The sequence below is a fragment of the Streptomyces albiaxialis genome (assembly GCF_039530985.1).
Classification (GTDB): domain Bacteria; phylum Actinomycetota; class Actinomycetes; order Streptomycetales; family Streptomycetaceae; genus Streptomyces; species Streptomyces albiaxialis.
In genome coordinates, this window is record NZ_BAAAPE010000001.1 from 76182 (window position 1) to 102910 (window position 26729).

Here is a 26729-nt window from a genome sequence, read left to right on the forward strand (position 1 = left end):
CCTCGACTCATGGGCCCCGGAACGGCGTTCCGGGGCCCATGGTCAGTACGCGTTTCTGCCGAACCGCCGAACTCAGGCGGCGTTGACGCCGACGTTCAGGTTGGCGACGTCGTTCAGGGTGCCGTCGACGGCGCCGTGGGCCAGGCCGTCCACGGTGCCCGCGGCACCGGCGGCGGTGCCGAGGGTGTTGTTGAGGATGCCGCCGGAGACGGCGTCCAGCTCGGCGTCGGCAAGCTCAGCGGTCTCGATGTGGTCGCGCATGGATGCGTTCCTTCCAATGCATAGGGGGTTCACGGGGAAAGAGAAAATGCCGGCCGGAAATCGGGCACGTTCGGGCATCCGGGAACATCCGGAACCGGACGCCCCCGTTCCGGGCCTGGCTGTTCAAGAGAAGAACATGCTTCCGAGCCCCGCCGCTACTTCTCAGGCCCCTGACCTCGGTATCTCCACACACTCGGCGTGTTCATGAGGTTCGGGCACACGCTCTCGATGCCCTCCGCACGTCCGTTGAAGGTTCGGCGCAACTTCCGCGCAAGCGCGGACCGGTCACACCTCGCGCACACCCCCGCGCCACACCCCCGCGACCAGCGGCACCCCCGGCCGGTAGGCCAGGTGCACGTGCGAGGGCGCGTCGAGCAGCGTGATGTCCGCGCGCGCCCCCGGGGCCAGCCGGCCGACGTCGTCCCGCAGCAGGGCCCTGGCCCCGCCCGCCGTGGCGGACCAGAGGGCCTCGTCGGGGGTCATGTTCATCTCCCGTACGGCCACCGCGACGCAGAACGGCATCGACGAGGTGTACGACGAGCCGGGGTTGCAGTCCGTGGAGAGGGCGACCGTGACGCCCGCCTCCAGGAAGCGGCGGGCGTCCGGGTACGGGGAGCGGGTGGAGAACTCGCAGCCGGGCAGCAGCGTCGCCACCGTGCCGCTGTCCGCCAGCGCGGCGAGGTCCGCGTCGTCCGTGTGCGTGCAGTGGTCGGCGGAGGCCGCGCCCAGCTCGGCGGCGATCTGGATGCCGGGGCCGTGCGAGAGCTGGTTGGCGTGGACGCGGGGGATCAGGCCCTTCGCCTTGCCGGCCGTCAGGATCGCGCGCGTCTGGTCGCCGTCGAAGGCGCCCTTCTCGCAGAAGGCGTCCACGTAACGGGCGTACGGCGCGCACGCGTCGAGCATCTCGCCCGCCACCAGGGCCGTGTAGGCGTCCGCGTCGTCCTCGAACTCCGGGCCGACGATGTGCGCGCCCAGGAACGTCGTCTCCGGTGTGTGCTCGCGCGCGAGGCGCAGGGCGCGGGCCTCCTGGTCCGTCGTGAGGCCGTAGCCGGACTTCGTCTCCACCGTCGTGGTGCCCTGGCGGAGCATTTCGCGCAGGTGTGCCCCCAGGTTCGCCGACAGCTCCTCGTCCGCCGCCTCCCGCGTCGCGCGGACCGTCGTACGGATGCCGCCCGCCGTGTACGGGCGGCCGGACATGCGGGCGTTGAACTCGGCGGTCCTGTCGCCCGCGTAGACCAGGTGGCTGTGCGAGTCGACGAAGCCGGGGATCGCGGCCCTGCCACCCGCGTCGTGGACCTCGTCCGCCGCCGGGGCCTCGGACGCCCGGCCGATCCAGGCGACCGCCCCGTCCTCGATGACGAGCGCCGCGTCCTGGACGAGGCCGAGGGGCGATCCGTCTCCCCTCGCGGGGTCGTTGGTGACGAGGCTGCCGATGTGGGTGATGACCGTCGTGGGCATGTCGGGTCCTGTTCGTCGGGGGTGAGCGCCGTTGCGGGTGCGGGGCGGCTGTGTCCACCCTCCCCCAAGCTGCTCCGCAGCAGGGGGTGCCCCCAGCCCCGCGGAACGGGTGTCCACAACCTTCCGTCCCCTTATGGGCGCAGGGCGGCGCTGGCGTTCTTCAGGGCGCCCGGGACGTCCTCCACACTCGCGTGGGCGCCGTCCCGCACCACGTGGCGGCCGCCGACCACCGTGTGGCGGACGTCGGCCGCGGTCGCCGCGAAGACGGCCGTCTCGGCGGCCAGCCGCGGCAGCGGGCCCGCGGTGCGGACCGTGTCGAGGGCGACCGTCGTGAAGTCGGCGAGCGCGCCGCGCTCCAGGCGGCCCGCCTCGGTCCAGCCGAGGGCCGCGTGGCCGTCCTCGGTGGCGGCGCGCAGCAACTGGGCCGCCGTCCAGTGGCCCCGGGTGCGGCTGCGCAGCCGCTCGTCGAGTTCGAGGGCGCGGGCCTCCTCGAAGAGGTCGATCACCGCGTGGCTGTCGGAGCCGAGCGAGAGCGTGGCGCCCGCGCGCTGGAGGGCGGGCGCCGGGCCGATGCCGTCGGCGAGGTCGCGTTCGGTCGTGGGGCACATGCACACGCCCGTGTCGGTGCCGCCGACGCGCGCGATGTCGCCGTCCGTCAGGTGCGTGGCGTGGACGGCGGTCGTACGGGGGCCCAGGACGCCGTGCTCGTCCAGGAGCCCGGTGGGGGTGAGGCCGTGCCGGGCCTCGCACGCCTCGTTCTCCGCCGTCTGCTCGGAGAGGTGGACGTGCAGGGGCGCCTCGCGCTCCTCGGCCCACGCCGCGACCGTACGGAGTTCGCGCGCCGGGACGGCCCGTACGGAGTGGATCGCGGCGCCCGTACGGACGTGGTCGCCGGTCGGCTTGAAGGCCGAGGCGCGCTCGGCCCACTCCTGGGCCGTGCCGTCGGAGAAGCGGAGCTGCTGGCGGGTCGGCGGCTCGGGCGGCCTGCCCTTGGCACCGAGGCCGGAGGCGAGGTACGCCGTGTCGAGCAGGGTGATCCGGATGCCCGCCTCGGCCGCGGCGGCCACCAGGGCGTGGCTCATCGCGTTGGGGTCGTCGTAGCGCTCGCCGCCGGGCGCGTGATGGAGGTAGTGGAACTCGCCGACGCAGGTGATCCCGGCGAGCGCCATCTCCGCGTACACCGCGCGGGCCAGCGCGTAGTAGCTGTCCGGGGTGAGCCGCGCGGCGGTCTGGTACATGGTCTCGCGCCAGGTCCAGAAGGTGCCGGAGCCCACCTGGACGGTGCCGCGCAGGGCGCGGTGGAAGGCGTGCGAGTGCGCGTTCGCCAGGCCGGGGACCGTCAGCCCGCGCAGCACGACGGCGCCCTCCGGCGGCGCGGCCTCCCCGGTGCGGACGGCGCCGATCCTGCCGCCGTCCGTCACCTCCAGGGCGACACCGAACTCGACGGTGCCGTTGAGCCAGGCGCTCTCGCACCAGTACACGGGTGTCATGCGATGAGCCCTTCCAGAACGTCGGCGAGCGCGGTGACGCCCGCCACGCAGTCGTCCTCGGCCGCGGTCTCGGCGGGCGAGTGCGAGACGCCCGTCGGGTTCCGCACGAACAGCATGGCGGTGGGCACCGAAGCGGACAAAATACCCGCGTCGTGGCCCGCGCCCGTGGGAAGCACGGGCGCGCCGCCGAGCCGTGCCGCGAGCCGGTCGCGCAGCGCGTGGTCGAAGGCGACGACCGGCGTCGTGGACTCCGCCTCGACCCGGACCTCCACGCCGTCGCGCGCGCCGCGCTCGGCCGCTGCCCGCTCGATCTCCGCGACCACCGACTCCAGCGTCTCCTGGTCGGCGGCTCGGGAGTCGAGCCAGCCGCGGACGAGGGACGGCACGGCGTTGACCCCGTTCGGCTCGACGGCGACCTTGCCGAACGTCGCGAGGGCCCCCGCGAGGCGAGCCTTCTTGCGGGCGGCGAGGACCGTGTTCGCGTACGTGAGCATCGGGTCGCGGCGGTCCTCCAGGCGGGTCGTGCCCGCGTGGTTCGCCTCGCCGTGGAAGTCGAACCGCCAGCGGCCGTGCGGCCAGATCGCCGACGCGACGCCGACGGGCGTGTCCCGCTCCTCGAGCGCCAGCGCCCGGCCCTGCTCGATGTGCAGCTCGACGAACGCACCGATACGGGCGAGCCGTCCGGGATCCGGGCCGAGCGCCGAGGGGTCCTGGCCCGCGGCCTCCATCGCGTCCGGGAGCGAGATCCCGTCCGCGTCGCGCAGCGCGTACGCGCCCTCCGGGGTCAGCGTGCCCGCGGCCAGCCGCGAGCCGACGCAGGAGAGGCCGAAGCGCGCGCCCTCCTCGTCGGCGAAGTTGACCAGCGCGAGCGGCTTGCCGAACGCCGCTCCCCGGGCCCGGAGTTCGTCGTACGCCGCGAACGCGGAGATGACGCCCAGCGGCCCGTCGTACGCGCCGCCGTCCGGCACCGAGTCCAGGTGCGAGCCCGTGACGACGGCGCCCGGCGCCGCCGGGTCGCCGTACCAGGCCCACTGGTTCCCGTTCCGGTCGGTCTCGTGGGCCAGGCCGCGCGCGCGGGCCTGCTCCTCGAACCAGGCCCGGCACTCGGTGTCGGCGGGGGTCCAGGCGTACCGCCGGTATCCGCCCGTTTCCTTGTTCCTGCCCAGGGGGAGCAGGTCCTTCCACATGCCGTGGAACGAACTGGAGGAGGCCCCTTGGTACGGGCTCACGCGTCGCCCTCCCGCATCGGGACCCGGACCCCGCGCGCGGCGGCGGTCTCCTCCGCGATCCCGTACCCGGCGTCGACGTGGCGGATGACGCCCATGCCGGGGTCGTTGGTGAGCACCCGGCGCAGCTTCTCGCCCGACAGGGCCGTGCCGTCGGCGACCGTGACCTGGCCCGCGTGCAGGGATCGGCCCATGCCGACGCCGCCGCCGTGGTGGAGGGAGACCCAGGACGCGCCGGAGGCGACGTTCACCATCGCGTTGAGCATCGGCCAGTCGGCGATGGCGTCGGAGCCGTCGCGCATGCCCTCCGTCTCGCGGTACGGGGAGGCCACGGAGCCGGTGTCGAGGTGGTCGCGGCCGAGCACGAGCGGGGCGGCCACCTCGCCGGAGGCCACCATGTCGTTGAAGCGCTCGCCCGCCCTGGCGCGGTCGCCCTGGCCGAGCCAGCAGATGCGCGCCGGGAGGCCCTGGTAGTGGACGCGCTCGCCCGCGAGCTTGATCCAGCGGGCCAGGGACTCGTTCTCGGGGAAGAGGTCGAGGATCGCGCGGTCGGTGGCCGCGATGTCCTTCGGGTCGCCGGAGAGCGCCGCCCAGCGGAAGGGGCCCTTGCCCTCGCAGAAGAGGGGGCGGATGTAGGCGGGCACGAAGCCGGGGAAGGCGAACGCGCGCGCGTACCCGTGGAGCTGGGCCTCGCCGCGGATCGAGTTGCCGTAGTCGAAGACCTCGGCGCCCGCGTCCTGGAAGCCGACCATCGCCTCGACGTGCCGGGCCATCGACTCCCGGGCGCGGCTGGTGAAGTCGGCGGGCTTCTCGCGCGCGTACGCCGCCATGTCGTCGAAGTCGATGCCCACCGGGAGGTACGCGAGCGGGTCGTGCGCCGAGGTCTGGTCGGTGACGATGTCGATCGGGGCGCCGTCGGCGAGGAGCCGGGGCAGCACCTCCGCGGCGTTGCCGAGCAGGCCGATGGAGAGGGGGCGGCGGGCGTCCCTGGCCTCGACGGCGCGGCGCAGCGCGTCGGCGGTGTCGGTGGCCCGTACGTCGAGGTAGCCGTGCTCGATGCGGCGCTCGATGCGGGACGGGTCGCACTCGACGACGATCGCGACGCCGTCGTTCATGGTGACGGCCAGCGGCTGCGCGCCGCCCATGCCGCCGAGACCGGCGGTGAGGGTGATCGTCCCGGCGAGGGTGCCGCCGAACTTCTTGGCCGCGACGGCCGCGAACGTCTCGTAGGTGCCCTGGAGGATGCCCTGGGTGCCGATGTAGATCCACGAGCCGGCGGTCATCTGGCCGTACATGGTCAGTCCGAGGGCCTCCAGACGGCGGAACTCCTCCCAGTTCGCCCAGTCGCCCACCAGGTGGGAGTTGGCGATCAGGACGCGCGGCGCCCACTCGTGGGTCTGCATGACGCCGACGGGACGACCCGACTGGACGAGCATCGTCTCGTCGTCCTTGAGCGTGCGCAGGGTGCGGAGCATCGCCTCGAAGGAGCCCCAGTCGCGGGCGGCCTTGCCCGTGCCGCCGTAGACGACGAGCTTGTCGGGGTGCTCGGCGACCTCGGGGTCGAGGTTGTTCTGGAGCATGCGGAACGCCGCCTCCTGCGGCCAGCCCCGCGTGCTCAGCTCGGTGCCGCGCGGTGCCCGTACGGGCCGTGGACCTGCCATGAGCCTGTCTCCCTCGACTGTCTCGGCTGTTGCCTGGGCTGTGTTGCCTGGGCTGTCGACCAGTTATTCACTCAGCTTATTCGCTGAATACTTTCAGTCAACGGGCGGCCGGGAAAGTGGTGGGATCGCGCCACACCCCGTGTTTGGCTTGCCGCATGACCCACGCACCGCACGCATCCCTTCTCCGCCGCCGTGACCTCGCCGTACGCGCCGCCGTCGAACAGGGGCTCGTGACCGAGGACCGCTCCCCCGTCGCCGCGCTGCTGGACGTCGCGGCCGTACGGGAGCAGGCGCGGGCGCTCCACGCGGCCTTCCGCGCGGTGGCGGCGCCGGACCAGCCCGTGCTGCACACGTTCGCGGTCAAGGCGTCCTCGCTGGTCCCCGTGCTGCGGCTGCTCGCCGACGAGGGCATCGGCTGCGAGGTCGCCAGCCCCGGCGAGCTGGCCCTGGCCCGCGCGGCGGGCGTGGAGAGCGCGGCGACCGTGCTCGACTCGCCCGCGAAGACCGGCGCCGAGCTGCGCGAGGCGCTCGCGCTCGGCATCGCGCTCAACGCCGACAACCCGCAGGAGCTGGCCCGCCTCGACGCCCTCGCGCCCGGCCCGGGGGCCAGGCTGGGACTGCGGGTGAACCCGCAGGTGGGCGGGGGCGCGATCGGCGCGATGTCGACAGCGACGGCCACGTCCAAGTTCGGCTTCCCGCTGCGCGACGAGGGCGCGCGCGAGGGCCTGGTGCGGGCATATCTGGACCGGCCGTGGCTCACGCGGCTGCACGCGCACGTCGGCTCGCAGGGCATCCCGCTGGAGCTGATGGCCGAGGGCGTCCGCGCGGTGCACGAGCTGGCCGAGGAGATCAACGCGGAGACCGAACGCCGCGAAGGGCGCCGCCGGATCGACACCCTCGACCTCGGCGGCGGACTGCCGGTCAACTTCGCCTCGGACGCGGTCGATCCCACGTACACGCGCTACGCCCGGCTGCTCGCGGAGACCGTCCCCGGGCTCTTCGACGGCACGTACGGCCTCGTCACCGAGTTCGGCCGGTCCCTGCTCGCCAAGGCGGGCACGGTCCTGGCCCGCGTCGAGTACGCCAAGACGTCCGGCGGGCGGCGCATCGCCCTCACCCACGCGGGCGCGCAGCTCGCCGTGCGCACGGTCTTCGCGCCGGACGCCTGGCCGCTGCGCGTCGCCGCGTACGACCCGAAGGGGCGGCCGAAGACGGGCGAGCCCGTGGTCCAGGACGTGGCGGGCCCGTGCTGCTTCGCGGGCGACCTGGTGGCCCGCGAACGGCCCCTCCCGCTCCTGGAGGAGTCCGACCACGCAGCCCTCCTCGACACGGGCGCGTACTACTTCTCGACCCCGTTCGGCTACAACTCCCTGCCCCGGCCGGGCGTGTACGGCTACACGGTGGACGAGGACGAGAACGTCTCCTTCGCGACGGTCCGCGAGCCCCAGACGGTCCGCGAGATCATCGCCGAGTCGGGCGGCGCGCAACGGGACGCGCTGCGCGGCCTTATGGCCACCGGATAGGTCGTGTCCGGCGGTTCATGGTTGCCCCCTGCCTGGCTGCTGGTCAGGGGTTGCCCCGTGCCGAGCGCCGCGGGCTGCGGGCTGCGGGCTGCGGGCTGGGATGGCTTGTCGCGCAGTTCCCCGCGCCCCTGAAGCGGCCCCTCCGGGGCCTGCTTCAGAGCGCCGCGCACGGATGAGCCCCGAAGGGGCGCGGGGAACTGCGCGCCCGGCCACGACGCAGCGGCGGCGCGCAACGCACCGCACGGGGCAACCCCTGACCAGCCCTGAGACGAGGGCAACCATGAACCGCCGGGCGCCGCCTAGCCGATGTACCAGTCCAGCTCGCCGTCCTCCGTGACGAGCGGGTCGTAGTCCCCGACCGGTTCGCCGGTCTCCAGGGACGTGGCCGTCGCGTCGAAGAGGGCGGGGAGCGAGGCCCACATGGGGAAGCGGCCGAAGTGGCAGCCCTGTTCGTGATCGGCCTCGCCTATCCGGCCCGTACGGGAGCCGGGGCGCAGGTCGATCACCAGGTCGTCCCCGCAGCCGTCCGCCGCGAACGGGATCCAGGCGCGGTGCCACCACGGGCCGAAGTCGGACTCGGGATCGTCCTCCTCGTCCTCGTCCCCGTCCCCGTCCTCGCCGTGGATCTCGACCTTCCTCTTCCAGGTACGCGCGATCTCCCCGGCGCTCAGCAGGGACCAGAAGGGCGGCAGCACGTCGCTGTGATCCGAGCCGTTGTGCCGCAGCAGGCTCTCCTTGAGCGGCTCGGGGAAGGCGAGCCCTATGGCCTCCTCCGCGGCGGCGATCGCCCCCGGCGCCGCGGGCGGGGCCAGCGCGGCGAAGGTGACGGGCGCGTGCGCGGCGAGCCACGTCTCGATACGGGCCCAGGACTCGGTGACCGTCGGCGTCATACGGAAAAGCCTGGCATCCGCCTCTGACAGTCACCCCAACTCCCGTGAGAGATAGGACCTTTCTTCGCACCCCGAAGCAACTCACCCGTCTTTGCGCACTGTATTGACACACCTCACCCCTCCCCCGAAGCTTTCATCCGATGTCTGGGAGGGAGTTGGTCGGAGTGGTTCACATGAGGCGACTGCATGGGCTCGTGGGCCTGGGGGCCGCGGTGGTGCTCACCCTGAGCACCACCGCCACGGCGGTCGAGGCGCCGCCGGAGAAGCCGCGGCTGCGCGGCGTCCCCGGCGAGATCGAGCGGTCGTCCGACCCCCGGCTCGCGGCATGGCAGCGGCTCCAGTACGGCATGTTCATCCACTGGGGCCTCTACTCCGAGCTGGGCGGGGTCTGGAAGGGCAAGCCCGTCACGAAGGGGTACAGCGAGCAGATCCAGATGTGGGCGGACATCACGCACAGCGAGTACGCGGAGGTCGCCAAGCGCTTCTCGGCGGACAAGTTCGATCCCTCCGCGATCTGTTCGCTCGCCAAGGACGCCGGAATGAAATACGTCGTGATCACCAGCAAGCACCACGACGGCTTCTCGATGTTCGACACGAAGACGACGGACTACGACGTCGTGGACCGCACCCCCTACGGCAAGGACCCGCTCAAGGCCCTCTCCGAGGAGTGCCGTTCACAGGGGCTGAAGTTCGGGGTCTACTTCTCGCTCGTCGACTGGCACCAGGGGCACGACTTCGACCCGGACAACAACAACCCGATCCCCAAGTCGATGGAACCGCTCATCAAGCGGCAGCTCTCGGAACTGATGAGCAACTACGGGCCCATTTCCGAGGTCTGGTTCGACATGTCGTCGCCGACGGCCGCGCAGAGCCGGGCGTTCGCCGGGATCGTGCACGACAAGCAGCCCGGCGCGACGGTCAGCAGCCGCGTGTGGAACAACGCGGGCGACTTCCGCGTCATGGGCGACAACGAGGTCCCCGAGGCCCCCCTCGACGGCCCCTGGCAGACCCCCGCCTCGATCTACCACGAGACCTGGGGCTACCGGAGCTGGCAGAAGCGCGAGGACAAGCCCGGCAAGATCCGCGACCTGGTGACGGGCCTGATGAGCGTACGGGCGCGGGGCGGCAACTACCTCCTCAACATCGGGCCCCGCGGCGACGGTTCGGTCGTCGGCTTCGAGGCCGACGTGCTGCGCGGCGTCGGCGCCTGGCTCGACCGCCACCCGCGCGCCGTCCTCGGCGCCTCGGCGACGCGCTTCGGGGGCAGGCCGTGGGGCGAGGTCACGGTCAACGGGCGGGACCTGTTCCTGCACGTCACCAAGTGGCCGAAGAGCGGTGAGCTGCGGCTCCCCGGGCTGGCCACGGACGTACGGCGGGTGACCGCCGAGGGCGACCGCGCCCTCGACTGGCGGCGCGAGGGCGGCGACCTGGTCGTCGAGCTGCCCGCGAAGCCGACCGACGCGGTGCTGCCCGTGCTGCGGGCCGAGCTGAAGGGGCCGCTCCGGATCGTCCCGGACCGTACGGTCACCGCCGGGGACGGCCGCTGGTCCCTCTCCCCCTCGGACCTGCACACCGGGTACGGGTACGCGGACAAGGGCAGCTACTACTCGCAGAAGCGGACGCGTGTACGGGAGACGGCGTATCTCGCGACGCCGCGCACCGCCTCTCGGGTCGAGGTCCGCGTCACCGGCTCGGCCGAGCCGGGTGCCCGGTACCGGGTGAGGCTCGGGTCCCGCTCGTACGTCGTCTCCGGCAAGGACCTCATGTCCGGCCCAGTGGGCCCGTTCCACGTACCCCGCAACCAAGTCACCCCCCTCACCCTCACCCTCGCGAACCCTTCTCACCCGGGCCAGGACCTTGCCCTGAACCCCAACGCGATCAGCATCCGCCCAACCGAAAACTAACCCCGGGCCCCGGGAGGCCCGGATGCCCTCTCCATGGGGCGGCACCCGGGGCGCCCCGGGCCCCGCATTGCCGGGTGCGCCCGCCCTCGCGTGGGCGCGGGGTGCGCCTTGCTCCTCCGTTGGCGCTTGGGAGGTCTGCCACTGGGGGTACCCCCTGCTCGAAGAGCTCGGGGGAGCAGGGCTGGCAAGCGCAGCCCTCTGCGCCGGGCGCGCGGATATGAGGGCTGGGTTCGGGGTGCCCCGGGCTGTGCTTCGCAGGCTGCGGCTGCGCCGTGGCCGCTCGCGCAGTTCCCCGCGCCCCTGAAGGGGCAAGCCCCGGTGTGTTGTGACCGGTCGCGCCCACGCGGCGGAGCCGCACATCAAACACAGCCCCGCGCCCCTGAAGGGGCAAGCCCCGGTGTGTTGTGACCGGTCGCGCCCACGCGGCGGAGCCGCACATCAAACACAGCCCCGCGCCCCTGAAGGGGCAAGCCCCGGTGTGCCGTTCGGGGCCGAAGGGTTAGGGGAGGACCAGGGAGGCGGCGCCTAGGAGGCCGGCTTCGGGGCCCGTGGCCGCCGTGCGGAGAGGCGGCGGGGCGGGGCGCCCCGTCGCCGCGAGCCCCTTGGCGTACGCGGCGTCGAGGGCCGCGCGGACACGCCCCCCTTCCGCCGAGCCCAGACCGCCGCCCAACACGATCGCGGCGGGGTCGAGGAGGCGGACCGTCCAGACCAGTGCCGTACCCAGCGCACGCCCCGCGCTGTCGAGGACCCACGCGGCCTGCTCGTCACCGGCGGCGGCCCGCTCCGTCACCTCGCGGGCGCCCGGAGTGGCGGCTCCCGTCAGCGCCGCGCACCGTTCGCCGATGCCGCGCCCCGAGGCGTACCGCTCCAGGTTGCCCGGCCATTCGGCGTCCACCGAGGAGGGGACTCCCAGCTCGCCCAGGGCTATGGCCTCTCCGCGCGCGCCCGACAGCGGCGCACCGCCCGGCAGGATCAGCGTCGAGGAGAGGCCCGTGCCGAGCGAGACGTAGAGGAAGCCCTCCTCGGCGCCCCCGCCCCAGCGGGCCTCGCCGCGCGCCCCGCACCGTACGTCGGAGTCGACCGCGACGGGGACGCCCGGCAGGGTGCGGGACAGCAGCGCGTGCGGCTGCTCGTCCCAGTCGATGACCTCGCGCGCGGTCAGCCGCCCGGCGGGATCGACGTACTCGGGGAAGCCCGCGCCCAGGCCCGCGACCTCGTACCCCCGCTCGCGCGCGGCGTCCGCCAGTTCGACGGCCGCCTCGGCGGTCCCGGCCATCGGGGCGCGCGGGCTCGGACGCCGCGTGCGGTGCAGCAGCGTGCCGTCCTCCGCGACGAGCGCCCCGGCGATCTTCGTGCCGCCCACGTCCAGGGCGAGCGCGACGCGGCGCGCGGCGGCGCTCATCGCCGGCCCCGGTAGAGGACGCTCTCGAACCGGTAGGCGTCGCCCCGGTAGACGGACTGCCCCAGCAGCACGGGGGCGTTGTTCTGATCCACGGTGATCTCCTCACAGACCAGGACGGGTTCGCCCGGTCCGATCTCCAGCAGTTGAGCCTGCCGCTCGGTGGCCGGGCACGCCTGCGCGGCGTAGTGGCTGCGCACGACGCGCGTCCCGCTCATCTCCTCCAGCGCGGTGAAGAGCGAGCGGTCCGCCATGTCGGCCTCGGCGAGTCCGGGCACGCGGGCCCGCGGCAGTATCGACGTCTCCACGCAGACGGGGAGGCCGTCGAGGGCGCGCACCCGGACCAGTTGGACCACCTCGGCCGCGGGCGCGATCCGCAGCTTGGCCGCCTCGTCGAACCCGGCGCGGCGCACGCGCTGGTCGAGGACGGTGCCGGTGGCCCGCAGTCCGCGGGCGTGCGCGATGTCGGTGAAGCTCCGCAGCACACCGGGCGGTTCGCTGACGACGCCGGACCCGGTGGCCTGGCGTACGAACCAGCCGCGCTGCGCGGAGGAGTCCAGCCTGCCCTCGCTCTTGAGCAGGGCGAGCGCGTTCCGGAGCGAGCTGCGGCTCACCCCGGTCTCCCGCGCGAGCCGCCGCTCGCCGGGGAGCTGAGCGCCGGGCGGGAACTCACCCTGGTCAAGGCGGTCCAGCAGGCGCGCGCGGGCCAGGGAGACGGCGGGTCCCGCCGGTCCCTCCGCGGGCGCGGTGGGCTCTTGTGTGGTCACGCCGGGGAGCGTACCAGTGCCATACCAGTGACGGTCCACGGCCAGACCAGAAAAACCATGTAAATACATATGGACTAACCCTGGTCTCTGTGCAATCGTCAACGAGTCCGCCCGCAGAGCCGCGGGCGCTCGCTGAGTCCTGAGTGAGGCACCATGCCGGAAACCTCCCCCGTCCGGATCGCCGTCGTCGGCGCGGGCACCATCACGCAGTCCGTCCATCTCCCGGCGCTGCAGCGGCTCGGCCGCAGCCTGCGCCTGACGGCCGTCTGCGACCTCTCCCCGACCCGCGCGGCCCGTGTCGCCGCCGCGGCCGGCGAGGGCGTCCGGGCCTTTCACGAGCTGGACGCGCTGCTGGCCGACGGAGACGTCGACGCCGTCCTGCTCGCCACCCCGGGCACCCACGCCACCGCCGCGCGCGCCGCGCTGGAGGCGGGCAAGCACGTCCTCGCGGAGAAGCCGCTCTGCCTGACCGTCGCCGAGGCCGAGGAGCTGTCCGCGCTCGCCGCGGAGCGCGGCCTCGTCCTCCAGGTCGGGTACATGAAGCTGTACGACCCGGTGCTCCCCGCCGCCGCGCGCGAGCTGGCGGAGCTGGACACCCCGCGCACCGTGCGCGTGACCGTCCTGCACCCGGCCGACGAGCCGCAGGTCGAGCACCTGCGGATGGGCCCGCCCGACACCGACGTGGACACCTCGGTCATCGCGGAGGCGAACGCGTACGAGGCGGCCCGCACCGCCGAGGCCCTCGGCGACGTCCCCGAGGAGCTGGGCGCGTACTACCGCAACGTGCTCAACGGCTCCGTGATCCACGAGCTGTCCGTGCTGCGCGGCCTGGGCCTCGGCCTGCCGCGTACGTTCGACGCCGCGGCCCTGTGGCCCTGGCCCGTCTCCGGCGAGCCGCCGTGCCTGCTGGCCGACGGCGAACTCCCGGGCGGCGCGCGGCTCGTCCTGAACTGGAACTGGCTGCCCGACCACCCCGAGTACGGCGAGGAGATCACCGTCCTCGCCCGCGACGGCCGCCTCCACCTGGACATGGCCGCGCCGTACCTGATGGACGTGCGCTCCACGCTGCGCGTCGAGAAGGCCGCGAAGGACGGCAGCGGCCTGCGCTCCGACTCCCGGATCCTGCCCGGGTACGACACCGGGTTCGTGCGCCAGCTCGAAGCCTTCGCCGCGTCCGTCACCGACGGGGCCCCGGTGCTGTCGGGCGCCGAGGGCGCCGCCGAGGACGTACGGGCGCTCCAGGCCCTGCTCACCGCCGTGGCCCGCGCCCAGGGCGTCGAGGTCGGCGGCGAGGCCGCGGACCGTCAGAAGGAGGGGAACTGATGATCCGCATCGGCAACGCGCCCGTCAGCTACGGCGTGTTCGGGGAGGCCGCGGGTGGCGAGGGCACCTCGCCCGCGCAGCTCCTCGCGACCATGGCCGAGGCCGGTTACGAGGGCAGCGAGCTGGGCCCGCCCGGCTTCTTCGGCTCGCCGGAGGAGACCGCCGACGCCTTCGCGCGCCACGGCCTCTCCGCGATCGGCGCCTACGCGCCCGTGCACTTCGCGCTGGACGACGCGACGGTCGAGCACGACCTGTCCCGTATCGCGGTCACCTGCCGCGAACTGGCCGCGGTCGCCGAGCGGTCGGGCACGCCGGGCCTGGTGATCCTCGCCGACGAGGGCAGCGAGACCCTGCTGCACAACCCGGCCCGCGCGCACGACGACCGTACGCTCGCGCTGGACGACGCGGGCTGGGCCCGTCTCGCGCACTACGCGCAGACGGCGCTGCGGATGGCCGAGGACCACGGGCTGCGCACCTCGTGGCACCCGCACATCTCGACGTACGTCGAGTCGGCGTGGGAGGTCGAGCGGCTGCTGGAGTCCACGGACGTGGGCCTCACCCTCGACATCGCGCACCTCCAGCTCGCGGGCTCGGACCCCGTGGACTGCTGGCGGGCCTGGCGCGAGCGGATCAACCACATCCACGTCAAGGACGCCTCCATGGCCGTCCTCCAGGACGCCAAGGACCAGCGCCGCACCGACTTCGACGAGTGGTGGGCGAACGTCTGCGTGCCGTTCGGCAAGGGCGACGTCGACATCGACGCGTTCCTCGACGCGGTCGTCGCCGACGGCTACGACGAGTGGCTGGTGGTGGAACAGGACCGCGAGCCGACCCCGGCGGAGCAGTACCCCGAGGTCGCCCGCGAGCAGGCCCACAACTACCAGTGGCTGTCGGAGGCTGTCCGCACCAGGAGCCAGGCGTGAAGCGCCCCGACAGGGGCGCGGGGAACTGCGCGAGAAACCACGAAGCACCCGCAGCCTGCCACGAAACAGGCAGGGGCACCCCGAACCCAGCCCGCAACAAGAGGACCACGGCAGCGGTCGCGGCACTCGGACTCGCCGTCACACTCGCAGCGTGCAGCGTGCCCGGCGCCGGAGGCGGGACCTCCGACGAGCAGCTCGCAGGGGGCCGCATCACCAAGCCCGTCAGCCCCGACAAGGTCAAGAAGCTCGGCAAGACCGACCTGCGCATCATCGCCGACAGCGGCGAACAGGGCTTCCTGAAGAAGTTCGTGCCGCTCTACGAGAAGAAGTACCCGAACGTGGACGTCAAGGTCGAGACCAAGGCGTTCGCGGACTTCTCCAAGACCATCGTCAACACGATGTCCGGCGACAACCCGCCCGACCTCGTGCAGGGCAACCAGGGGTACGGCGTGGACGGCCTCCTCGTCCAGAGCGGCCTGCTGCGCCCGATAGACGACGTGGCCCACGCGTACGGCTGGGACCTCGACCTGCCCTCGGGCGCGACCAGCCAGCTCCGCTGGAGCAGCGACGGCCGCATCTTCGGCTCCGGGAACCTCTACGGGATCAGCCAGAGCAACGAGTACGTGGGCGTCTTCTCCAACAAGAAGAAGCTCAAGAAGCTCGGCATCGAGGAGCCGAAGACCTGGGCCGACTTCACCGAGGCCCTGAAGAAGGCCGAGAAGAACGGCGAGCAGCCGATCATGCTCGGCAACTCCGACCAGTACCCGGCGGAGCAGCTCCTCGGCACCATCCAGGCCCAGAAGCAGTCCGTCTCGGCCAGCCGTGCCTGGGTCAACGGCGTGCCCGGCACGACGTTCGCCACCGAGGCCAACCGCGAGTCGGCCGAGACGCTGCGCGACTGGGCGAAGAAGGGCTACCTCGGCTCCGGTTACAACGGCGTCAGCTCCGACGACGCGGTCACCAAGTTCACCGGCGGCAAGGGCGTCTTCCTCGTCGCGGGCGCCTGGAACGCCCCGGCGATCGGCAAGCAGCTCAAGGACGACGCGCTCTTCACCATCCCCGAGAAGCCGGACGGCACGGTCGCCGCCGCGGGCTCCTTCGGCCTGCCCTGGCACATCTCCGCGAAGACGGAGAAGACGGACGCGGCCATCGCCTGGCTCGGCATGATGCAGGGCGAGGAGGGCGCGCAGGCCATGGCCGACGCGGGCCGCCTCCCGGTGCGCACCAAGGGCGTCACGATGCCCGACAAGCTCGCCGAGCGGCAGGCCGCCGCCGGCAAGCGGCTGCTGGACGACGACGGGCAGACGTACTACTTCGACTGGGCCAGCAACTCGATGATGACGACCATCGGTTCGGCCACCCAGGACCTGCTCACCGGCCGCCTCGGCACCGACGCCTACCTCGGCAAGGTGCAGAAGGACTGGAAGGGCTTCCGCGCCGACCAGGAGAAGGCCGCGGAGAAGAAGAGCGGGGCGGACAAGTGACGTCCGTGAGTCCCGCCGTCAAGGAGTGGGCCCGCCGCCAGTACTGGCCCGCGTACCTGTACCTGCTGCCGGGCGCGGCCTTCTACATCCTCTTCGTGCTGCGCCCGCTGTTCACCACCGCGTGGATCTCCCTGTTCGACTGGGACGGGCTCACGCTCGGCTCGTGGGCGGGGCTGGACAACTACACGGCGCTGCTGAGCGATCCGGTGCTGCGTTCCTCGCTGCTCCACTCGCTCGTCTTCATCGTCTTCTACGCGCTGGTCCCGGTCGCCGTCGGGCTGATCCTGACGGGGCTGATGGTGCGCATCCGCATCCGCGGCCTCGCGGTCTTCCGCTCGCTGCTGTTCATCCCGCAGGTGCTCTCGACCGTCGTCATCGCCGTCTCCTGGCGGTGGATCTACGACACGGACGGGCCGGTCAACGGGCTGTTGCGCGCCGTCGGCCTGGACGGCGTCGCCCGCTCCTGGCTCGGCGACTACGGCACGGCGCTGCCCTCGGTCGGGCTCATCGGCTCCTGGATCATGTACGGCCTGTGCATGGTGCTGTTCCTGACGGGCGCGATGCGCATACCGCGCGAGCTGTTCGAGGCCGCGCGGCTCGACGGGGCCGGTCCCGTGCGGGAGTTCTTCACCGTGATCCTCCCGGCGCTGCGCGGCGAGATCAGCATCGCGCTGGTCCTCACCGTCACCCAGGCGCTGCGCAACTTCGACATCGTCTGGAACACCACGACCGGCGGCCCCGGCAACAGCACCACCGTGCCCAGTGTCTTCATCTACCAGGGCGCCTTCGTCACCCGTCAGGTCGGCAGCGCCGCGGCCGTGGGCATCGCGCTGACCGTGCTGACGCTGGTGGTGTGCGCCGTGATCATGCGCGTGCTGCGCGAGAGGAAGGGCTGAGAGCGATGGCCCAGACACAGTCACCGGCACGGGTGCGCCCGACCCCGTCGGCGCCCGTACGCCCCGAGCGCACGCCCCCGCCGCGCCGTTCGACGATGGACGGGAGCCGCAGGGAGTCGGTCGTCAGCCACGCGCTGCTGATCTTCGCCTCGCTGGTCGCGCTCTACCCGTTCGTCCAGATCCTGCTCGTCGCGCTGCACGAGCCCGGCGCCCGGGTGAGCGGCTTCTCGGTCCCCTCCTCGCTCCACTTCGACAACTTCGTGACCGCCTGGAACAAGGGTCTCTTCTCCAGCGCGCTGGTCTCCAGCCTGCTGGTCGCGGTCGCCGTGGTGGTGCTGACGATCCTCGTCTCGGTGCTCGCGGGGTACGCCTTCGCGTTCTTCACGTTCCCGCTCAAGGGCCCCCTGATGGGCATCCTGATGATCGGGCTCGTGCTGCCGTACGAGGCGACCGTGATCCCGCTCTACTACCAGATGAAGGAGTGGGGTCTCCTCAACACCTACTGGGCGCTGATCCTCCCCCAGGTCGGGCTCTCCCTGGCCCTGGGCACCTTCTGGATGCGCAACTTCTTCGCGGGCGTACCGACGTCGCTGCGCGAGGCCGCCGAGATCGACGGGGCCTCCCGCTTCCAGACGCTCCGCAAGATCATGCTCCCGCTCGCGGTCCCCGCGATCACCACGCTGGCGACCCTGCTCTTCCTCTACGCCTGGAACGAGTTCCTGCTCGCGCTCGTGCTCGTCCCCAACAACCCCGACGCCCAGACCGCGCCCCTGGCGCTGTCCTTCTTCACCAGCGACCGGCGCAACAGCGACCCCGGAGTGACCTCCGCCGCCGCCGTGCTCGTCGCCCTGCCCGTCCTCATCGGCTACGTCCTGCTCCAGCGGAAGTTCATCAGCGGGATGCTGGCCGGTGCCGTCAAGGAGTAAGAACGCGTGACCGCCCCGCTCACCACCTTCCCCACGGACGCCGCCCTCGGCGACCGCCTCGCCGCCGAGATCGCCGACGGCGTCGAGGCCGCCGCCCGGGAGAACCGCCGCTACGTCCTGGGCTGCCCGGGCGGACGCAGCCCCCGCACCACGTACCGGGCCCTCGCCCGGCTCGTACGGGAACGGGACCTGGACCTGTCCCACGTCGTGATCGCGATGATGGACGAGTACGTGCTCCCCGACGGCTCCGGCGCCTATGTGGACGTCGATCACGAGGCGCACAACTCCTGCCACCGCTTCGCGCGCGAGGAGATCGCGGGCCCGCTCGGCATCCCGGACGCGCGCGTCTGGTTCCCGGACCCGGCGGCACCGCACCTGTACGACAAGAGGCTGGAGGAGGCCGGCGGCGTGGACCTGTTCATCCTCGCCACCGGCGCCTCGGACGGCCACATCGCCTTCAACCCGCCCGGCTCGCCCCTGGACAGCGGCACCCGGATCGTCGAACTCCCCGACACCACGCGCCGCGACAACATGGGCACCTTCCCGGACTTCGCCTCCCTGGACGAGGTCCCCTCCCACGGCGTGACCGTCGGCGTCGGCACGATCCGCCGGGTCTCGCACCGCGTACGGATGGTGGTGACGGGCGCCCACAAGCGCGCCGCCGTCCGCCGCCTCCTCGTCGACGCCTACGACCCGCAGTGGCCCGCGAGCGTCGTCACCGCCTGCGAGGACGGGCGGATCTACGCGGACGAGGCGGCTGCCGGGAAGTAGCAGTTCCGCACCCCGACGCTCCTCCGTGGACCGGGCGTCCCGCGAAATCCCTCGCCGACGAGCGATGAGTTTCCGCGGGGCGCCCGGTCCACATTCGTGTCGGCAGCGGCCGCGCCGAAGCACCGAAGGAGCAGACAGCCATGGCAGAGCAGTCAGAACAGCCGCGGAAGAAGAACCCGCACGTCGGCGGGATCGTGCTGGGCAGCACGGACCCGGCCCGGCTGTGGGAGTGGTACCGGACGGCGTTCGCGCCGGAGGCCGAGAAGGAACGGCCCATGCTCAGCCTCTCCCTCGGCAGCACGAACCTGATCTTCGAGAGCAGGAACGACGTCGGCCGCAAGTCGGTCGAACCCGGCCGGATCCTCGTCAACTTCGAGGTGGACGACATCCGCGCCCTGGAGAAGCACCTGACGTCCGCGCTCAACGCCCGCTGGATCCGCCAGGTCGAGGAGCCCGCCGACGCGGAGGGCGAGGTCCTCCTCGGCACCCTGGAGGACCCGGACGGGAACTACGTACAGATCTTCGAGCTGACCGGCGACACGCCCGGCACATAAGTCCGACGGGGAGGACGCTCCATGTACCGCGGTGACGGATCCATGCGGCAGACCGGTTCACGCCGCGAAAGAGGAGCGACGGACGAGACGCCCCCGGCCGGAGAGCTGCTGCGACAGGCCGTCGGATACGCCCTGGGCTGCGCCCAGTTCGTGACCCCTGCCCTGCTGCACCGCCCCACCCCCTGCGCCGCCTGGGACCTGGGGACGCTGCTCGCCCACGCCGACGACTCGCTGGCGGCGCTGCACGAGGGGTTCGCCGGGGGCTCGGTCGCCGTGGCGCCGGGCCCGCGGCCCCGGCCCGCCGACCCGGCCGCCGCCTTCCGCGTCCGCGCCTCCCGGCTGCTGGGCTCCTGGACGGCGACGGGCGGCCCCCCGCACCGGGTGATCGCCATCGCCGACTCGCCGCTCACCGCGGAGGCCCTGGCCCTCACCGGCGCGCTGGACCTCACCGTGCACGGCTGGGACATCGCGCGGGCCGTGCGGCACACCGACCGCCCCGTCCCGCCCGGCCTCGCCGAGGCCCTGCTCCCCGTCTCCCGCCACCTCGTCCCGTACCCCGAGGTGCGCCCGCCGCTCTTCGCGCCGGAGATCCCGGCGCCGCCGGAGGCCGGGCCGGGCGACCGGCTGGTCGCCTTCCTGGGACGCGACCCGGACTGGTAGTGGACCGGTAGCACACGCGGACGGGGGCCGCGTCGGCGGACGCGGCCCCCGTGGCGCTCTCCGGACCTCGGCCCTCGGCCGTCAGCCGGGGATCTCGCCCGGAGGGTTCATCGGCCAGCCGATGTAGTTCCAGTGGATCCAGCCCTTCTTGCCCTTGTTGGCGCCCTTCAGGACCTTCCCGTAGACCCAGTTGCCGCGCTCGCAGGCCGCGTAGAACTTGTTGTCACCCTTGCCCACCAGGCCCCTGGAGGTGTAGCTCTTCCCGGGACCGGTGCGGAGGTTGACCGTCTCCGTGACGGCGACCTTGGTGTTCGGGAGGTTCTTGCTGCAGGCAGAGGAGCCGACGGCCGAGGCGCTCGGCGCGCCCGTCGTCAGAACCAGTCCCGTGCCCACCATGGCGCCGACGGCGACCGTGCCGACGATCCTGCCGAAAAACCTTGGCTTCTTCATGCGTCCCCGTTTCGGTTGACCTTGTTGAACGCCATCGGCCGTGGACGCTACAGCTCCGGAAGCCGGGATTCTGTCGGGGATTCGGGGCACTCGCCCGTGACGTCCCCGTCCGCTCCTCCTTCCTGTTCCTGCACTGCGTGAACAGGAAGGGGCACGCGCTCGACTATTCGGCGAAGAGGCCGCGCTCCCCCGCCCGTACGTCGAAGTCCTCCAGCCGGGCCTGCGCGTCCGGCAGCCCGTCGCACATCGCCTCCAGCAGCACCCGGCCCAGCAGCATCGGCGCGCACGCCGTGTCGAAGGCGAGCCCCGTGCCGACGGCGGCGGGCAGCAGCAGGTCGTCCGGGTGCGCGACGGGCGCGAAGGCGCTGTCCGCGACGGTCACGACCCGGAGCCCGGCCCCCCGCGCGTACTCCAGCCCCTCCAGCGTCTCCCGGGGGTGCCGCGGCAGCGCGAAGCACAGGAGCGCGCTCGCGCCCGCGCGCACGGCCGCGTCGATACGGTCGACGAGCATCGAGCCACCCTCGTCCAGCAGCCGCACGTCGGGGTGGACCTTGGCCGCGAAGTACGCGAACCCTCCCGCCTGGGCCGCCGCCGCGCGCAGCCCCAGCACGGGCAGCGGGCGGGAGGCCGCGAGCAGCGCCCCGGCGCGCTCGACGGGCGCGGGGTCGGCGAGCAGCGCGGCGAGATGGCGCAGGTTGTCGATCTCGGCGTGCACCGCCTGCTGGTACTCGTTGTACGCCTCGCCGTCCGCCCCTCCGGCGCCCTGGGCGCTCTGCGCGCCCTGCTCGCCCTCGCGCAACTGGCGCCGCAGCGCCGGGTACCCGTCGAAGCCGAGGGCCACGGCGAAGCGGGTGACGGACGGCTGGCTGACACCGGCCAGCTCGGCCAGCTCCACGCTCGACAGGAACGGCGCGTCCTCGGCCCGCCGCACCATGCAGTGCGCGATACGCCGCTGGGTCGGAGTCAGCCGGTGCCCCTCGAACAGCTTCAGCAACCGGGCGCTGGCACTTCCCACGGAGCTCTCCCCTATTCACACGGCGCTAGGTCTGCATGACGCCATACAGTACCCGGATCCCCTAGGGATGGGCCCCGGGTAATGCGGGGGCTAGCCCCACTGTCCCGCCCGGCGCCCCGTCGTAATCTGACCGCTATGAGCGCCTCCGACCCTGAGCTGAAGAAGGAACTCGACGCCACCCTGGCGACCCGCCGGGAGCTGGGCCCCGAGTACGAGGACGAGCTGATCGACTCCTTCCTGGACAAGGTCGAACAGCGTCTCGACGGCGTGGTCGACAAGCGCGTCCGCCGTCAGCTCGCCGAGCAGCAGATGGTGGTGGCGCGCGGCACCGCCCGGCCGCAACAGGGCAGCCACACCCAGTCGTACCCGGACGGGCTCGGCGCCCGGCTGGGCCTCGCGGTGGCCTCGCTGGTGCTGGCGATCCCGCTGTCCGCCATCGCCGCGGTGAACGCGGGGCTGTCCGGCCTGATCTCCTGCTGGGTCGGCATCGTCGCGGTCAACGCGCTCCAGGCGAGCCGCTCCTGGTTCCCCTGGGGCCGCGGTTCGGAGCGGCGCTCGTCGCAGACCAGCGAGTGGGAGTAGGGGCGGGGACCGCCGCACCCCGGCGCGCGAGCGCTCAGGGGCGGGACGACGGCGGTCCCCGCGGGGCGTCATCACCGGTCCGGGAGCCGCTCCGGGAAACCGTGACGCCGACAGCCTCCACTGTGCGGGACGGGTGTTAACCGCGCTTTGCGGCCGGGTGACACTTGACGCACCCCTGACGCGCGGACCGCGAAGGCGCCGTTCCCCCTACTTCACCACTTCACCCGCTTCCCCTACTTCACCCCGCTCGCGAGGAACGCCAGCAGGTCCTGCCTGCTGAGCACCCCGGACGGCTTGCCCTCGGCGAGGACGATCACCGCGGCGGAGCCCTCCAGCACGGCCATCAGATCGGCCACCGTCTCGCCCGAACCCACGTGCGGCAGGGGCGCGCTCATGTGCTTCTCCAGCCGGTCGCTCAGCGAGGCCCGCTGCGCGAACAGCGCGTCCAGCAGCTCGCTCTCCACCACCGAGCCGATGACCTCGGCCGCCATCACGTCCGGGTGCCCGGCTCCCCGCTTGACGACGGGCATCTGCGAGACGCCGTACTCGCGCAGCACCTCGACCGCCTCGCCGACCGTCTCCTCCGGATGCATGTGGACGAGGCTGGGGATCGGGCCGTCCTTGTGCCGCAGCACGTCCCCGACGCGGGCGACGGTGGGGCCGCCCTCCTCCAGGAAGCCGTAGTCGTTCATCCACTCGTCGTTGAAGATCTTGCTGAGGTAGCCGCGCCCGCTGTCCGGGAGCAGCACGACGACCACGTCGTCCGGGCCGAGCCGCCGCGCGACCTCCAGCGCGCCGACGACCGCCATCCCGCAGGAGCCGCCCACCAGCAGCCCCTCCTCCTTGGCGAGCCGCCGCGTCATCTGGAACGAGTCCTTGTCGGAGACGGCGACGATCTCGTCCGTGACCCCGCGGTCGTACGCCTCGGGCCAGAAGTCCTCGCCGACGCCCTCCACGAGGTACGGGCGCCCCGAGCCGCCCGAGTAGACCGAGCCCTCCGGGTCGGCGCCGACGATCTGCACGCAGCCGTCGCTGACCTCCTTCAGATAGCGCCCGGTACCGCTGATCGTGCCGCCCGTGCCGATGCCCGCCACGAAGTGCGTGATACGCCCGCCGGTCTGCTCCCACAGCTCGGGCCCGGTCGTCTCGTAGTGGGAGCGGGGGTTGTTCGCGTTGCTGTACTGGTCGGGCTTCCAGGCGTTCGGGGTCTCGCGCACGAGGCGGTCGGAGACGTTGTAGTAGGAGTCCGGGTGCTCCGGGTCGACGGCGGTCGGGCAGACCACGACCTCGGCACCGTACGCGCGCAGCACGTTGATCTTGTCCGTGGACACCTTGTCGGGGCAGACGAAGATGCAGCGGTAGCCCTTCTGCTGGGCCACGATCGCGAGCCCCACGCCCGTGTTGCCCGAGGTCGGCTCCACGATGACGCCCCCGGGGCGCAGCTCGCCCGACTCCTCGGCCGCCTCGATCATCCGCAGCGCGATCCGGTCCTTCACGGATCCGCCGGGATTGAAGTACTCGACCTTCGCCAGAACGGTGGCCTGGATTCCGGCCGTCACATTGTTCAGCTTGAGCAGCGGGGTGTTGCCGACAAGCTCGATCATCGACTCGTGATACTGCACCGTGGTCTCCGCGCGTCGTGAGAGGGCTGCGCTGTTGCGCACCCGTGGGCCCCCTGGCTCATACGAGCTGAAGGGGACCCCCACCATATTGGGCAACACGCGCACACCGGGGGCGCGTTGCGCGCCGGGCCGCGCGGGGCAACACAGTCTTAAGGGAGCAAGTCAGGCGCACCCCCCAGGAACATCATCGCGTCACACACGGACGCACCCGGACGCACAGGAGGCGGAATCACCACAATGCCGATGTCGAAGGCGTCGACCGCGCGGGTCGCGCGGCGTATCGCGACAGCCGCAGCTTACGGCGGCGGCGGAATCGGGCTGCTCGGCGGGGCGACGGTCGGCCTGCTCTTCGCCGAGGTCCAGCTCGCGAAGCGTAAGGTCGGCGGCTCGGCGGACCAGCCGCCCCTGGCCGACGGCCTCTACGGCTCCACCTTCGCCCGGCTGCACTCGGGGCGCCCGCTCCGGCTCGCACTGCTGGGCGATTCGACGGCCGCCGGACAGGGCGTGCACCGCCCCCGTCAGACGCCGGGCGCGCTGCTGGCCTCCGCGCTGGCCGCCGTCGCCGAGCGCCCGGTCGCCCTGCGGAACGTGGCCGTGCCGGGCGCCCAGTCCGACGACCTGGAACGCCAGGTGACGGTGCTGCTGAGCGAGGGCCCCGCGCCCGACGCGTGCACGATCATGATCGGTGCGAACGATGTCACCCACCGGATGCCGCCCGCGCGCTCCGTCCGCCACCTGTCGGACGCGGTGGCCCGGCTGCGGACGGCGGGCTGCGAGGTGGTCGTGTGCACCTGCCCCGACCTCGGCACAATCGAGCCCGTGGGGCAGCCGCTGCGCTGGATCGCGCGCCGGCTGAGCCGCCAGCTCGCGGCGGCGCAGACGATCGCGGTCGTCGAGGAGGGCGGCCGTACGGTCTCGCTGGGCGATCTGCTCGGCCCGGAGTTCGCGGCGAACCCTCGCGAGCTGTTCGGCCCCGACAACTACCACCCGTCGGCGGAGGGCTACGCGACGGCGGCGATGGCCGTCCTGCCCACGCTGTGCGCGGTGATGGGCATGTGGCCGACGGAGGACGAGCGCCCGGACACGGCGCGCCGCGAGGGCATCCTCCCGGTCGCCCGCGCGGCGGCGGAGGCGGCGGCCGAGGGCGGCACGGAGGTCACCGCGATCCGCGGCCCCTGGGCCCTCCTCAAGCACCGTCGGCGGCGCCGGCTGCCTCCCGCGGAGGAGGCCACCCCCTCCGAAAGACCCCCCCGACAAGAAGCCGACGCGGACACGCTGTAGAGCCCGCCACCACAAGAGGGTGCCCCCTCAGGGGCGCGCCCGGTCGCGTCACATCGGTGATTGCCCCTTCAGGGGCGCGGGGAACTGCGCGACAAGCCACGACGCGGGCGCGCCCCGCGAAGCACAGCCCGGGGCACCCCGAACCCGGCTCTTTCGCCGGGGCACCCGGCGAAGTGGGCTGCGCTTGCCAACCCTGCTCCCCCAAGCTCTTCGAGCAGGGGGCATCCCCAGTGGCAGACTTCCCAAGCACAGTGGGGTCGAGGGAGAAGCAGGGGTGCCCGGCACTCCGCTGGGAGGCAAGCGGGCGCTTAGAAAGAGGTCCGCGTCACAGGGGCGGAACCGTGACCTCCGCGCTACGTACGGGTAGCTTCCCGCACAGGAACCGCAACCCACGAGGAGCCGTGATGCCCGAAGCAGTGATCGTGTCCGCCGCCCGATCCCCCATCGGCCGGGCCTTCAAGGGCTCCCTCAAGGACGTGCGCCCTGACGACCTGACCGCCGGGATCATCAAGGCCGCCCTGGACAAGGTCCCCGCGCTGGACCCCACCGACATCGACGACCTGATGCTCGGCTGCGGCCTCCCCGGCGGCGAGCAGGGCCACAACCTGGGCCGCGTCGTCGCCGTGCAGATGGGCATGGACCATCTGCCGGGCTGCACGATCACCCGGTACTGCTCCTCGTCCCTCCAGACGACCCGTATGGCGATGCACGCGATCAAGGCGGGCGAGGGCGACGTCTTCATCTCGGCCGGTGTCGAGGCGGTCTCCCGTTCGGTGAAGGGCTCCTCGGACGGGATGCCCGAGACCCACAACCCGCTCTTCGCGGACGCCGAGGCCCGCACCGCGCACCGCGCCGAGCACGGCGGCGAGGGCTGGACCGACCCGCGCGAGGACGGCAAGGTGCCGGACGTCTACATCGCGATGGGCCAGACCGCGGAGAACCTCGCCCGCCACAAGGGCGTCACGCGCCGCGACATGGACGAGTTCGGCGTACGTTCGCAGAACCTCGCGGAGAAGGCCATCGCGGACGGCTTCTGGGAGCGCGAGATCACGCCCGTGACGACCCCCGACGGGACGGTCGTCGGCAAGGACGACGGCCCGCGCGCGGGCGTCACGCTGGAGGGCGTCGAGGGCCTGAAGCCCGTCTTCCGCCCCGACGGCCTGGTGACGGCGGGCAACTGCTGCCCGCTCAACGACGGCGCGGCGGCGCTCGTGATCATGTCCGACACCAAGGCGCGCGAGCTGGGCCTGACCCCGCTGGCCCGCATCGTCTCCACCGGCGTCTCCGCGCTCTCCCCCGAGATCATGGGCTACGGCCCGGTCGAGGCGAGCAACCAGGCGCTGGCCCGCGCCGGGATGACGATCGGCGACATCGACCTGGTGGAGATCAACGAGGCGTTCGCGGCGCAGGTCATCCCCTCCTACCGGGACCTGGGCATCGACCTGGACAAGCTCAACGTCAACGGCGGCGCCATCGCCGTAGGCCACCCCTTCGGCATGACGGGCGCCCGTATCACCACCACCCTGCTCAACTCGCTCCAGTGGCACGACAAGCAGTTCGCGCTGGAGACGATGTGCGTGGGCGGGGGCCAGGGCATGGCGATGGTCCTGGAACGCCTGAGCTGAGCCGAGCCGACCGGCTCCCGGCGGGCCGGAATCTGTGT

Annotated in this window: 24 protein-coding genes; 13 read left to right on the forward strand and 11 right to left on the reverse strand. The window is 72.6% G+C overall.

Features of this window, described 5'->3' with window-relative positions:
- Positions 1 to 72: 72 nt before the first annotated feature.
- The 5 genes from ABD343_RS00330 to hutU all read right to left on the reverse strand — a co-directional run bounded on the left by ABD343_RS00330 (position 73) and on the right by hutU (position 6096).
- The gene (locus ABD343_RS00330) at positions 73 to 261 is read right to left on the reverse strand and encodes a type A2 lantipeptide (RefSeq protein WP_344522678.1); all 189 of its coding nucleotides are present in this window, start codon (positions 259 to 261) and stop codon (positions 73 to 75) included.
- Positions 262 to 546: 285 nt separating this feature from the next.
- Positions 547 to 1719 carry an imidazolonepropionase gene (gene hutI / locus ABD343_RS00335; RefSeq protein ID WP_344522680.1) on the reverse strand — a complete coding sequence of 391 codons (1173 nt, stop codon included), beginning with the start codon at positions 1717 to 1719 and terminating at the stop codon, positions 547 to 549.
- Between the two features lie 131 nt (positions 1720 to 1850).
- On the reverse strand, positions 1851 to 3209 hold the full coding sequence (locus tag ABD343_RS00340; RefSeq protein ID WP_344522682.1) for a formimidoylglutamate deiminase: 1359 nt from the start codon (positions 3207 to 3209) through the stop codon (positions 1851 to 1853).
- On the reverse strand, positions 3206 to 4396 hold the full coding sequence (locus tag ABD343_RS00345) for an allantoate amidohydrolase (protein WP_344524300.1): 1191 nt from the start codon (positions 4394 to 4396) through the stop codon (positions 3206 to 3208). Before ABD343_RS00345 ends, ABD343_RS00340 begins: the two co-directional genes overlap by 4 nt.
- A gap of 38 nt (positions 4397 to 4434) precedes the next feature.
- Positions 4435 to 6096: a urocanate hydratase gene (gene hutU / locus ABD343_RS00350; protein ID WP_344522684.1), complete on the reverse strand. Its 1662-nt coding sequence runs from the start codon at positions 6094 to 6096 to the stop codon at positions 4435 to 4437.
- Between the two features lie 155 nt (positions 6097 to 6251).
- On the opposite strand from hutU, the gene ABD343_RS00355 reads away from it, so the two are divergent.
- Positions 6252 to 7619 carry a type III PLP-dependent enzyme domain-containing protein gene (locus tag ABD343_RS00355; RefSeq protein ID WP_344522686.1) on the forward strand — a complete coding sequence of 456 codons (1368 nt, stop codon included), beginning with the start codon at positions 6252 to 6254 and terminating at the stop codon, positions 7617 to 7619.
- A gap of 299 nt (positions 7620 to 7918) precedes the next feature.
- On the opposite strand, the gene ABD343_RS00360 is transcribed toward ABD343_RS00355, so the two are convergent.
- Positions 7919 to 8509 carry an SMI1/KNR4 family protein gene (locus tag ABD343_RS00360; protein WP_344522688.1) on the reverse strand — a complete coding sequence of 197 codons (591 nt, stop codon included), beginning with the start codon at positions 8507 to 8509 and terminating at the stop codon, positions 7919 to 7921.
- Between the two features lie 173 nt (positions 8510 to 8682).
- Between ABD343_RS00360 and ABD343_RS00365 the strand changes: the two genes are divergently transcribed.
- Positions 8683 to 10413: an alpha-L-fucosidase gene (locus tag ABD343_RS00365; protein ID WP_344522690.1), complete on the forward strand. Its 1731-nt coding sequence runs from the start codon at positions 8683 to 8685 to the stop codon at positions 10411 to 10413.
- A gap of 499 nt (positions 10414 to 10912) precedes the next feature.
- On the opposite strand, the gene ABD343_RS00370 is transcribed toward ABD343_RS00365, so the two are convergent.
- Both ABD343_RS00370 and ABD343_RS00375 read right to left on the reverse strand, forming a co-directional pair.
- Positions 10913 to 11815 (reverse strand): ROK family protein, encoded by a 903-nt coding sequence (locus tag ABD343_RS00370; RefSeq protein ID WP_344522692.1) that lies wholly within the window; start codon positions 11813 to 11815, stop codon positions 10913 to 10915.
- Positions 11812 to 12579, reverse strand: a complete 768-nt coding sequence (locus ABD343_RS00375; RefSeq protein ID WP_344522694.1) for a GntR family transcriptional regulator — start codon at positions 12577 to 12579, stop codon at positions 11812 to 11814. Before ABD343_RS00375 ends, ABD343_RS00370 begins: the two co-directional genes overlap by 4 nt.
- A 153-nt stretch (positions 12580 to 12732) precedes the next feature.
- Here ABD343_RS00375 and ABD343_RS00380 point away from each other — a divergent pair, with 153 nt between their 5' ends.
- The 8 genes from ABD343_RS00380 to ABD343_RS00415 all read left to right on the forward strand — a co-directional run bounded on the left by ABD343_RS00380 (position 12733) and on the right by ABD343_RS00415 (position 20116).
- A complete protein-coding gene (locus tag ABD343_RS00380) occupies positions 12733 to 13902 on the forward strand; it encodes a Gfo/Idh/MocA family protein (RefSeq protein WP_344522696.1) in 1170 nt (389 codons plus the stop codon).
- Positions 13902 to 14825, forward strand: coding sequence for a sugar phosphate isomerase/epimerase family protein (locus ABD343_RS00385; protein WP_344522698.1), 924 nt, complete (start codon positions 13902 to 13904; stop codon positions 14823 to 14825). Before ABD343_RS00380 ends, ABD343_RS00385 begins: the two co-directional genes overlap by 1 nt.
- A gap of 158 nt (positions 14826 to 14983) precedes the next feature.
- Positions 14984 to 16309: an ABC transporter substrate-binding protein gene (locus tag ABD343_RS00390; protein ID WP_344522700.1), complete on the forward strand. Its 1326-nt coding sequence runs from the start codon at positions 14984 to 14986 to the stop codon at positions 16307 to 16309.
- Positions 16306 to 17205, forward strand: a complete 900-nt coding sequence (locus tag ABD343_RS00395) for a carbohydrate ABC transporter permease (RefSeq protein ID WP_344522702.1) — start codon at positions 16306 to 16308, stop codon at positions 17203 to 17205. The genes ABD343_RS00390 and ABD343_RS00395 overlap by 4 nt, the downstream gene beginning before the upstream one ends.
- A 5-nt stretch (positions 17206 to 17210) precedes the next feature.
- The gene (locus tag ABD343_RS00400; protein ID WP_344522704.1) at positions 17211 to 18131 is read left to right on the forward strand and encodes a carbohydrate ABC transporter permease; all 921 of its coding nucleotides are present in this window, start codon (positions 17211 to 17213) and stop codon (positions 18129 to 18131) included.
- 6 nt (positions 18132 to 18137) lie between these two features.
- Positions 18138 to 18902 carry a 6-phosphogluconolactonase gene (locus tag ABD343_RS00405; RefSeq protein ID WP_344522706.1) on the forward strand — a complete coding sequence of 255 codons (765 nt, stop codon included), beginning with the start codon at positions 18138 to 18140 and terminating at the stop codon, positions 18900 to 18902.
- Positions 18903 to 19042: 140 nt separating this feature from the next.
- A complete protein-coding gene (locus ABD343_RS00410; protein ID WP_344522708.1) occupies positions 19043 to 19456 on the forward strand; it encodes a VOC family protein in 414 nt (137 codons plus the stop codon).
- A 21-nt stretch (positions 19457 to 19477) separates the two neighbouring features.
- Positions 19478 to 20116 (forward strand): TIGR03086 family metal-binding protein, encoded by a 639-nt coding sequence (locus ABD343_RS00415; protein WP_344522710.1) that lies wholly within the window; start codon positions 19478 to 19480, stop codon positions 20114 to 20116.
- 81 nt (positions 20117 to 20197) lie between these two features.
- Here ABD343_RS00415 and ABD343_RS00420 read toward each other — a convergent pair whose 3' ends face one another.
- A complete protein-coding gene (locus ABD343_RS00420) occupies positions 20198 to 20566 on the reverse strand; it encodes an SH3 domain-containing protein (protein WP_344522712.1) in 369 nt (122 codons plus the stop codon).
- Positions 20567 to 20729: 163 nt separating this feature from the next.
- A complete protein-coding gene (locus ABD343_RS00425) occupies positions 20730 to 21581 on the reverse strand; it encodes a MurR/RpiR family transcriptional regulator (protein ID WP_344522714.1) in 852 nt (283 codons plus the stop codon).
- Positions 21582 to 21716: 135 nt separating this feature from the next.
- On the opposite strand from ABD343_RS00425, the gene ABD343_RS00430 reads away from it, so the two are divergent.
- The gene (locus ABD343_RS00430; RefSeq protein ID WP_344522716.1) at positions 21717 to 22163 is read left to right on the forward strand and encodes a hypothetical protein; all 447 of its coding nucleotides are present in this window, start codon (positions 21717 to 21719) and stop codon (positions 22161 to 22163) included.
- A gap of 233 nt (positions 22164 to 22396) precedes the next feature.
- On the opposite strand, the gene ABD343_RS00435 is transcribed toward ABD343_RS00430, so the two are convergent.
- On the reverse strand, positions 22397 to 23785 hold the full coding sequence (locus tag ABD343_RS00435) for a cystathionine beta-synthase (protein ID WP_344522718.1): 1389 nt from the start codon (positions 23783 to 23785) through the stop codon (positions 22397 to 22399).
- Between the two features lie 237 nt (positions 23786 to 24022).
- Between ABD343_RS00435 and ABD343_RS00440 the strand changes: the two genes are divergently transcribed.
- Complete coding sequence (locus ABD343_RS00440; protein WP_344522720.1) at positions 24023 to 25066, forward strand: SGNH/GDSL hydrolase family protein; 1044 nt, start codon at positions 24023 to 24025, stop codon at positions 25064 to 25066.
- Positions 25067 to 25470: 404 nt separating this feature from the next.
- Complete coding sequence (locus ABD343_RS00445) at positions 25471 to 26691, forward strand: acetyl-CoA C-acetyltransferase (protein WP_344522722.1); 1221 nt, start codon at positions 25471 to 25473, stop codon at positions 26689 to 26691.
- Positions 26692 to 26729 lie beyond the last annotated feature (38 nt).

What these genes read in the sequence shown, in the direction of transcription:
- ABD343_RS00330 (WP_344522678.1), bottom strand. Translation starts at nt 261, where the DNA reads ATGCGCGACCACATCGAGACCGCTGAGCTTGCCGACGCCGAGCTGGAC.
- hutI (WP_344522680.1), bottom strand. Translation starts at nt 1,719, where the DNA reads ATGCCCACGACGGTCATCACCCACATCGGCAGCCTCGTCACCAACGAC.
- ABD343_RS00340 (WP_344522682.1), bottom strand. Translation starts at nt 3,209, where the DNA reads ATGACACCCGTGTACTGGTGCGAGAGCGCCTGGCTCAACGGCACCGTC.
- ABD343_RS00345 (WP_344524300.1), bottom strand. Translation starts at nt 4,396, where the DNA reads ATGTGGAAGGACCTGCTCCCCCTGGGCAGGAACAAGGAAACGGGCGGA.
- hutU (WP_344522684.1), bottom strand. Translation starts at nt 6,096, where the DNA reads ATGGCAGGTCCACGGCCCGTACGGGCACCGCGCGGCACCGAGCTGAGC.
- ABD343_RS00355 (WP_344522686.1), top strand. Translation starts at nt 6,252, where the DNA reads ATGACCCACGCACCGCACGCATCCCTTCTCCGCCGCCGTGACCTCGCC.
- ABD343_RS00360 (WP_344522688.1), bottom strand. Translation starts at nt 8,509, where the DNA reads ATGACGCCGACGGTCACCGAGTCCTGGGCCCGTATCGAGACGTGGCTC.
- ABD343_RS00365 (WP_344522690.1), top strand. Translation starts at nt 8,683, where the DNA reads ATGAGGCGACTGCATGGGCTCGTGGGCCTGGGGGCCGCGGTGGTGCTC.
- ABD343_RS00370 (WP_344522692.1), bottom strand. Translation starts at nt 11,815, where the DNA reads ATGAGCGCCGCCGCGCGCCGCGTCGCGCTCGCCCTGGACGTGGGCGGC.
- ABD343_RS00380 (WP_344522696.1), top strand. Translation starts at nt 12,733, where the DNA reads ATGCCGGAAACCTCCCCCGTCCGGATCGCCGTCGTCGGCGCGGGCACC.
- ABD343_RS00385 (WP_344522698.1), top strand. Translation starts at nt 13,902, where the DNA reads ATGATCCGCATCGGCAACGCGCCCGTCAGCTACGGCGTGTTCGGGGAG.
- ABD343_RS00400 (WP_344522704.1), top strand. Translation starts at nt 17,211, where the DNA reads ATGGCCCAGACACAGTCACCGGCACGGGTGCGCCCGACCCCGTCGGCG.
- ABD343_RS00410 (WP_344522708.1), top strand. Translation starts at nt 19,043, where the DNA reads ATGGCAGAGCAGTCAGAACAGCCGCGGAAGAAGAACCCGCACGTCGGC.
- ABD343_RS00415 (WP_344522710.1), top strand. Translation starts at nt 19,478, where the DNA reads ATGTACCGCGGTGACGGATCCATGCGGCAGACCGGTTCACGCCGCGAA.
- ABD343_RS00420 (WP_344522712.1), bottom strand. Translation starts at nt 20,566, where the DNA reads ATGAAGAAGCCAAGGTTTTTCGGCAGGATCGTCGGCACGGTCGCCGTC.
- ABD343_RS00430 (WP_344522716.1), top strand. Translation starts at nt 21,717, where the DNA reads ATGAGCGCCTCCGACCCTGAGCTGAAGAAGGAACTCGACGCCACCCTG.
- ABD343_RS00440 (WP_344522720.1), top strand. Translation starts at nt 24,023, where the DNA reads ATGCCGATGTCGAAGGCGTCGACCGCGCGGGTCGCGCGGCGTATCGCG.
- ABD343_RS00445 (WP_344522722.1), top strand. Translation starts at nt 25,471, where the DNA reads ATGCCCGAAGCAGTGATCGTGTCCGCCGCCCGATCCCCCATCGGCCGG.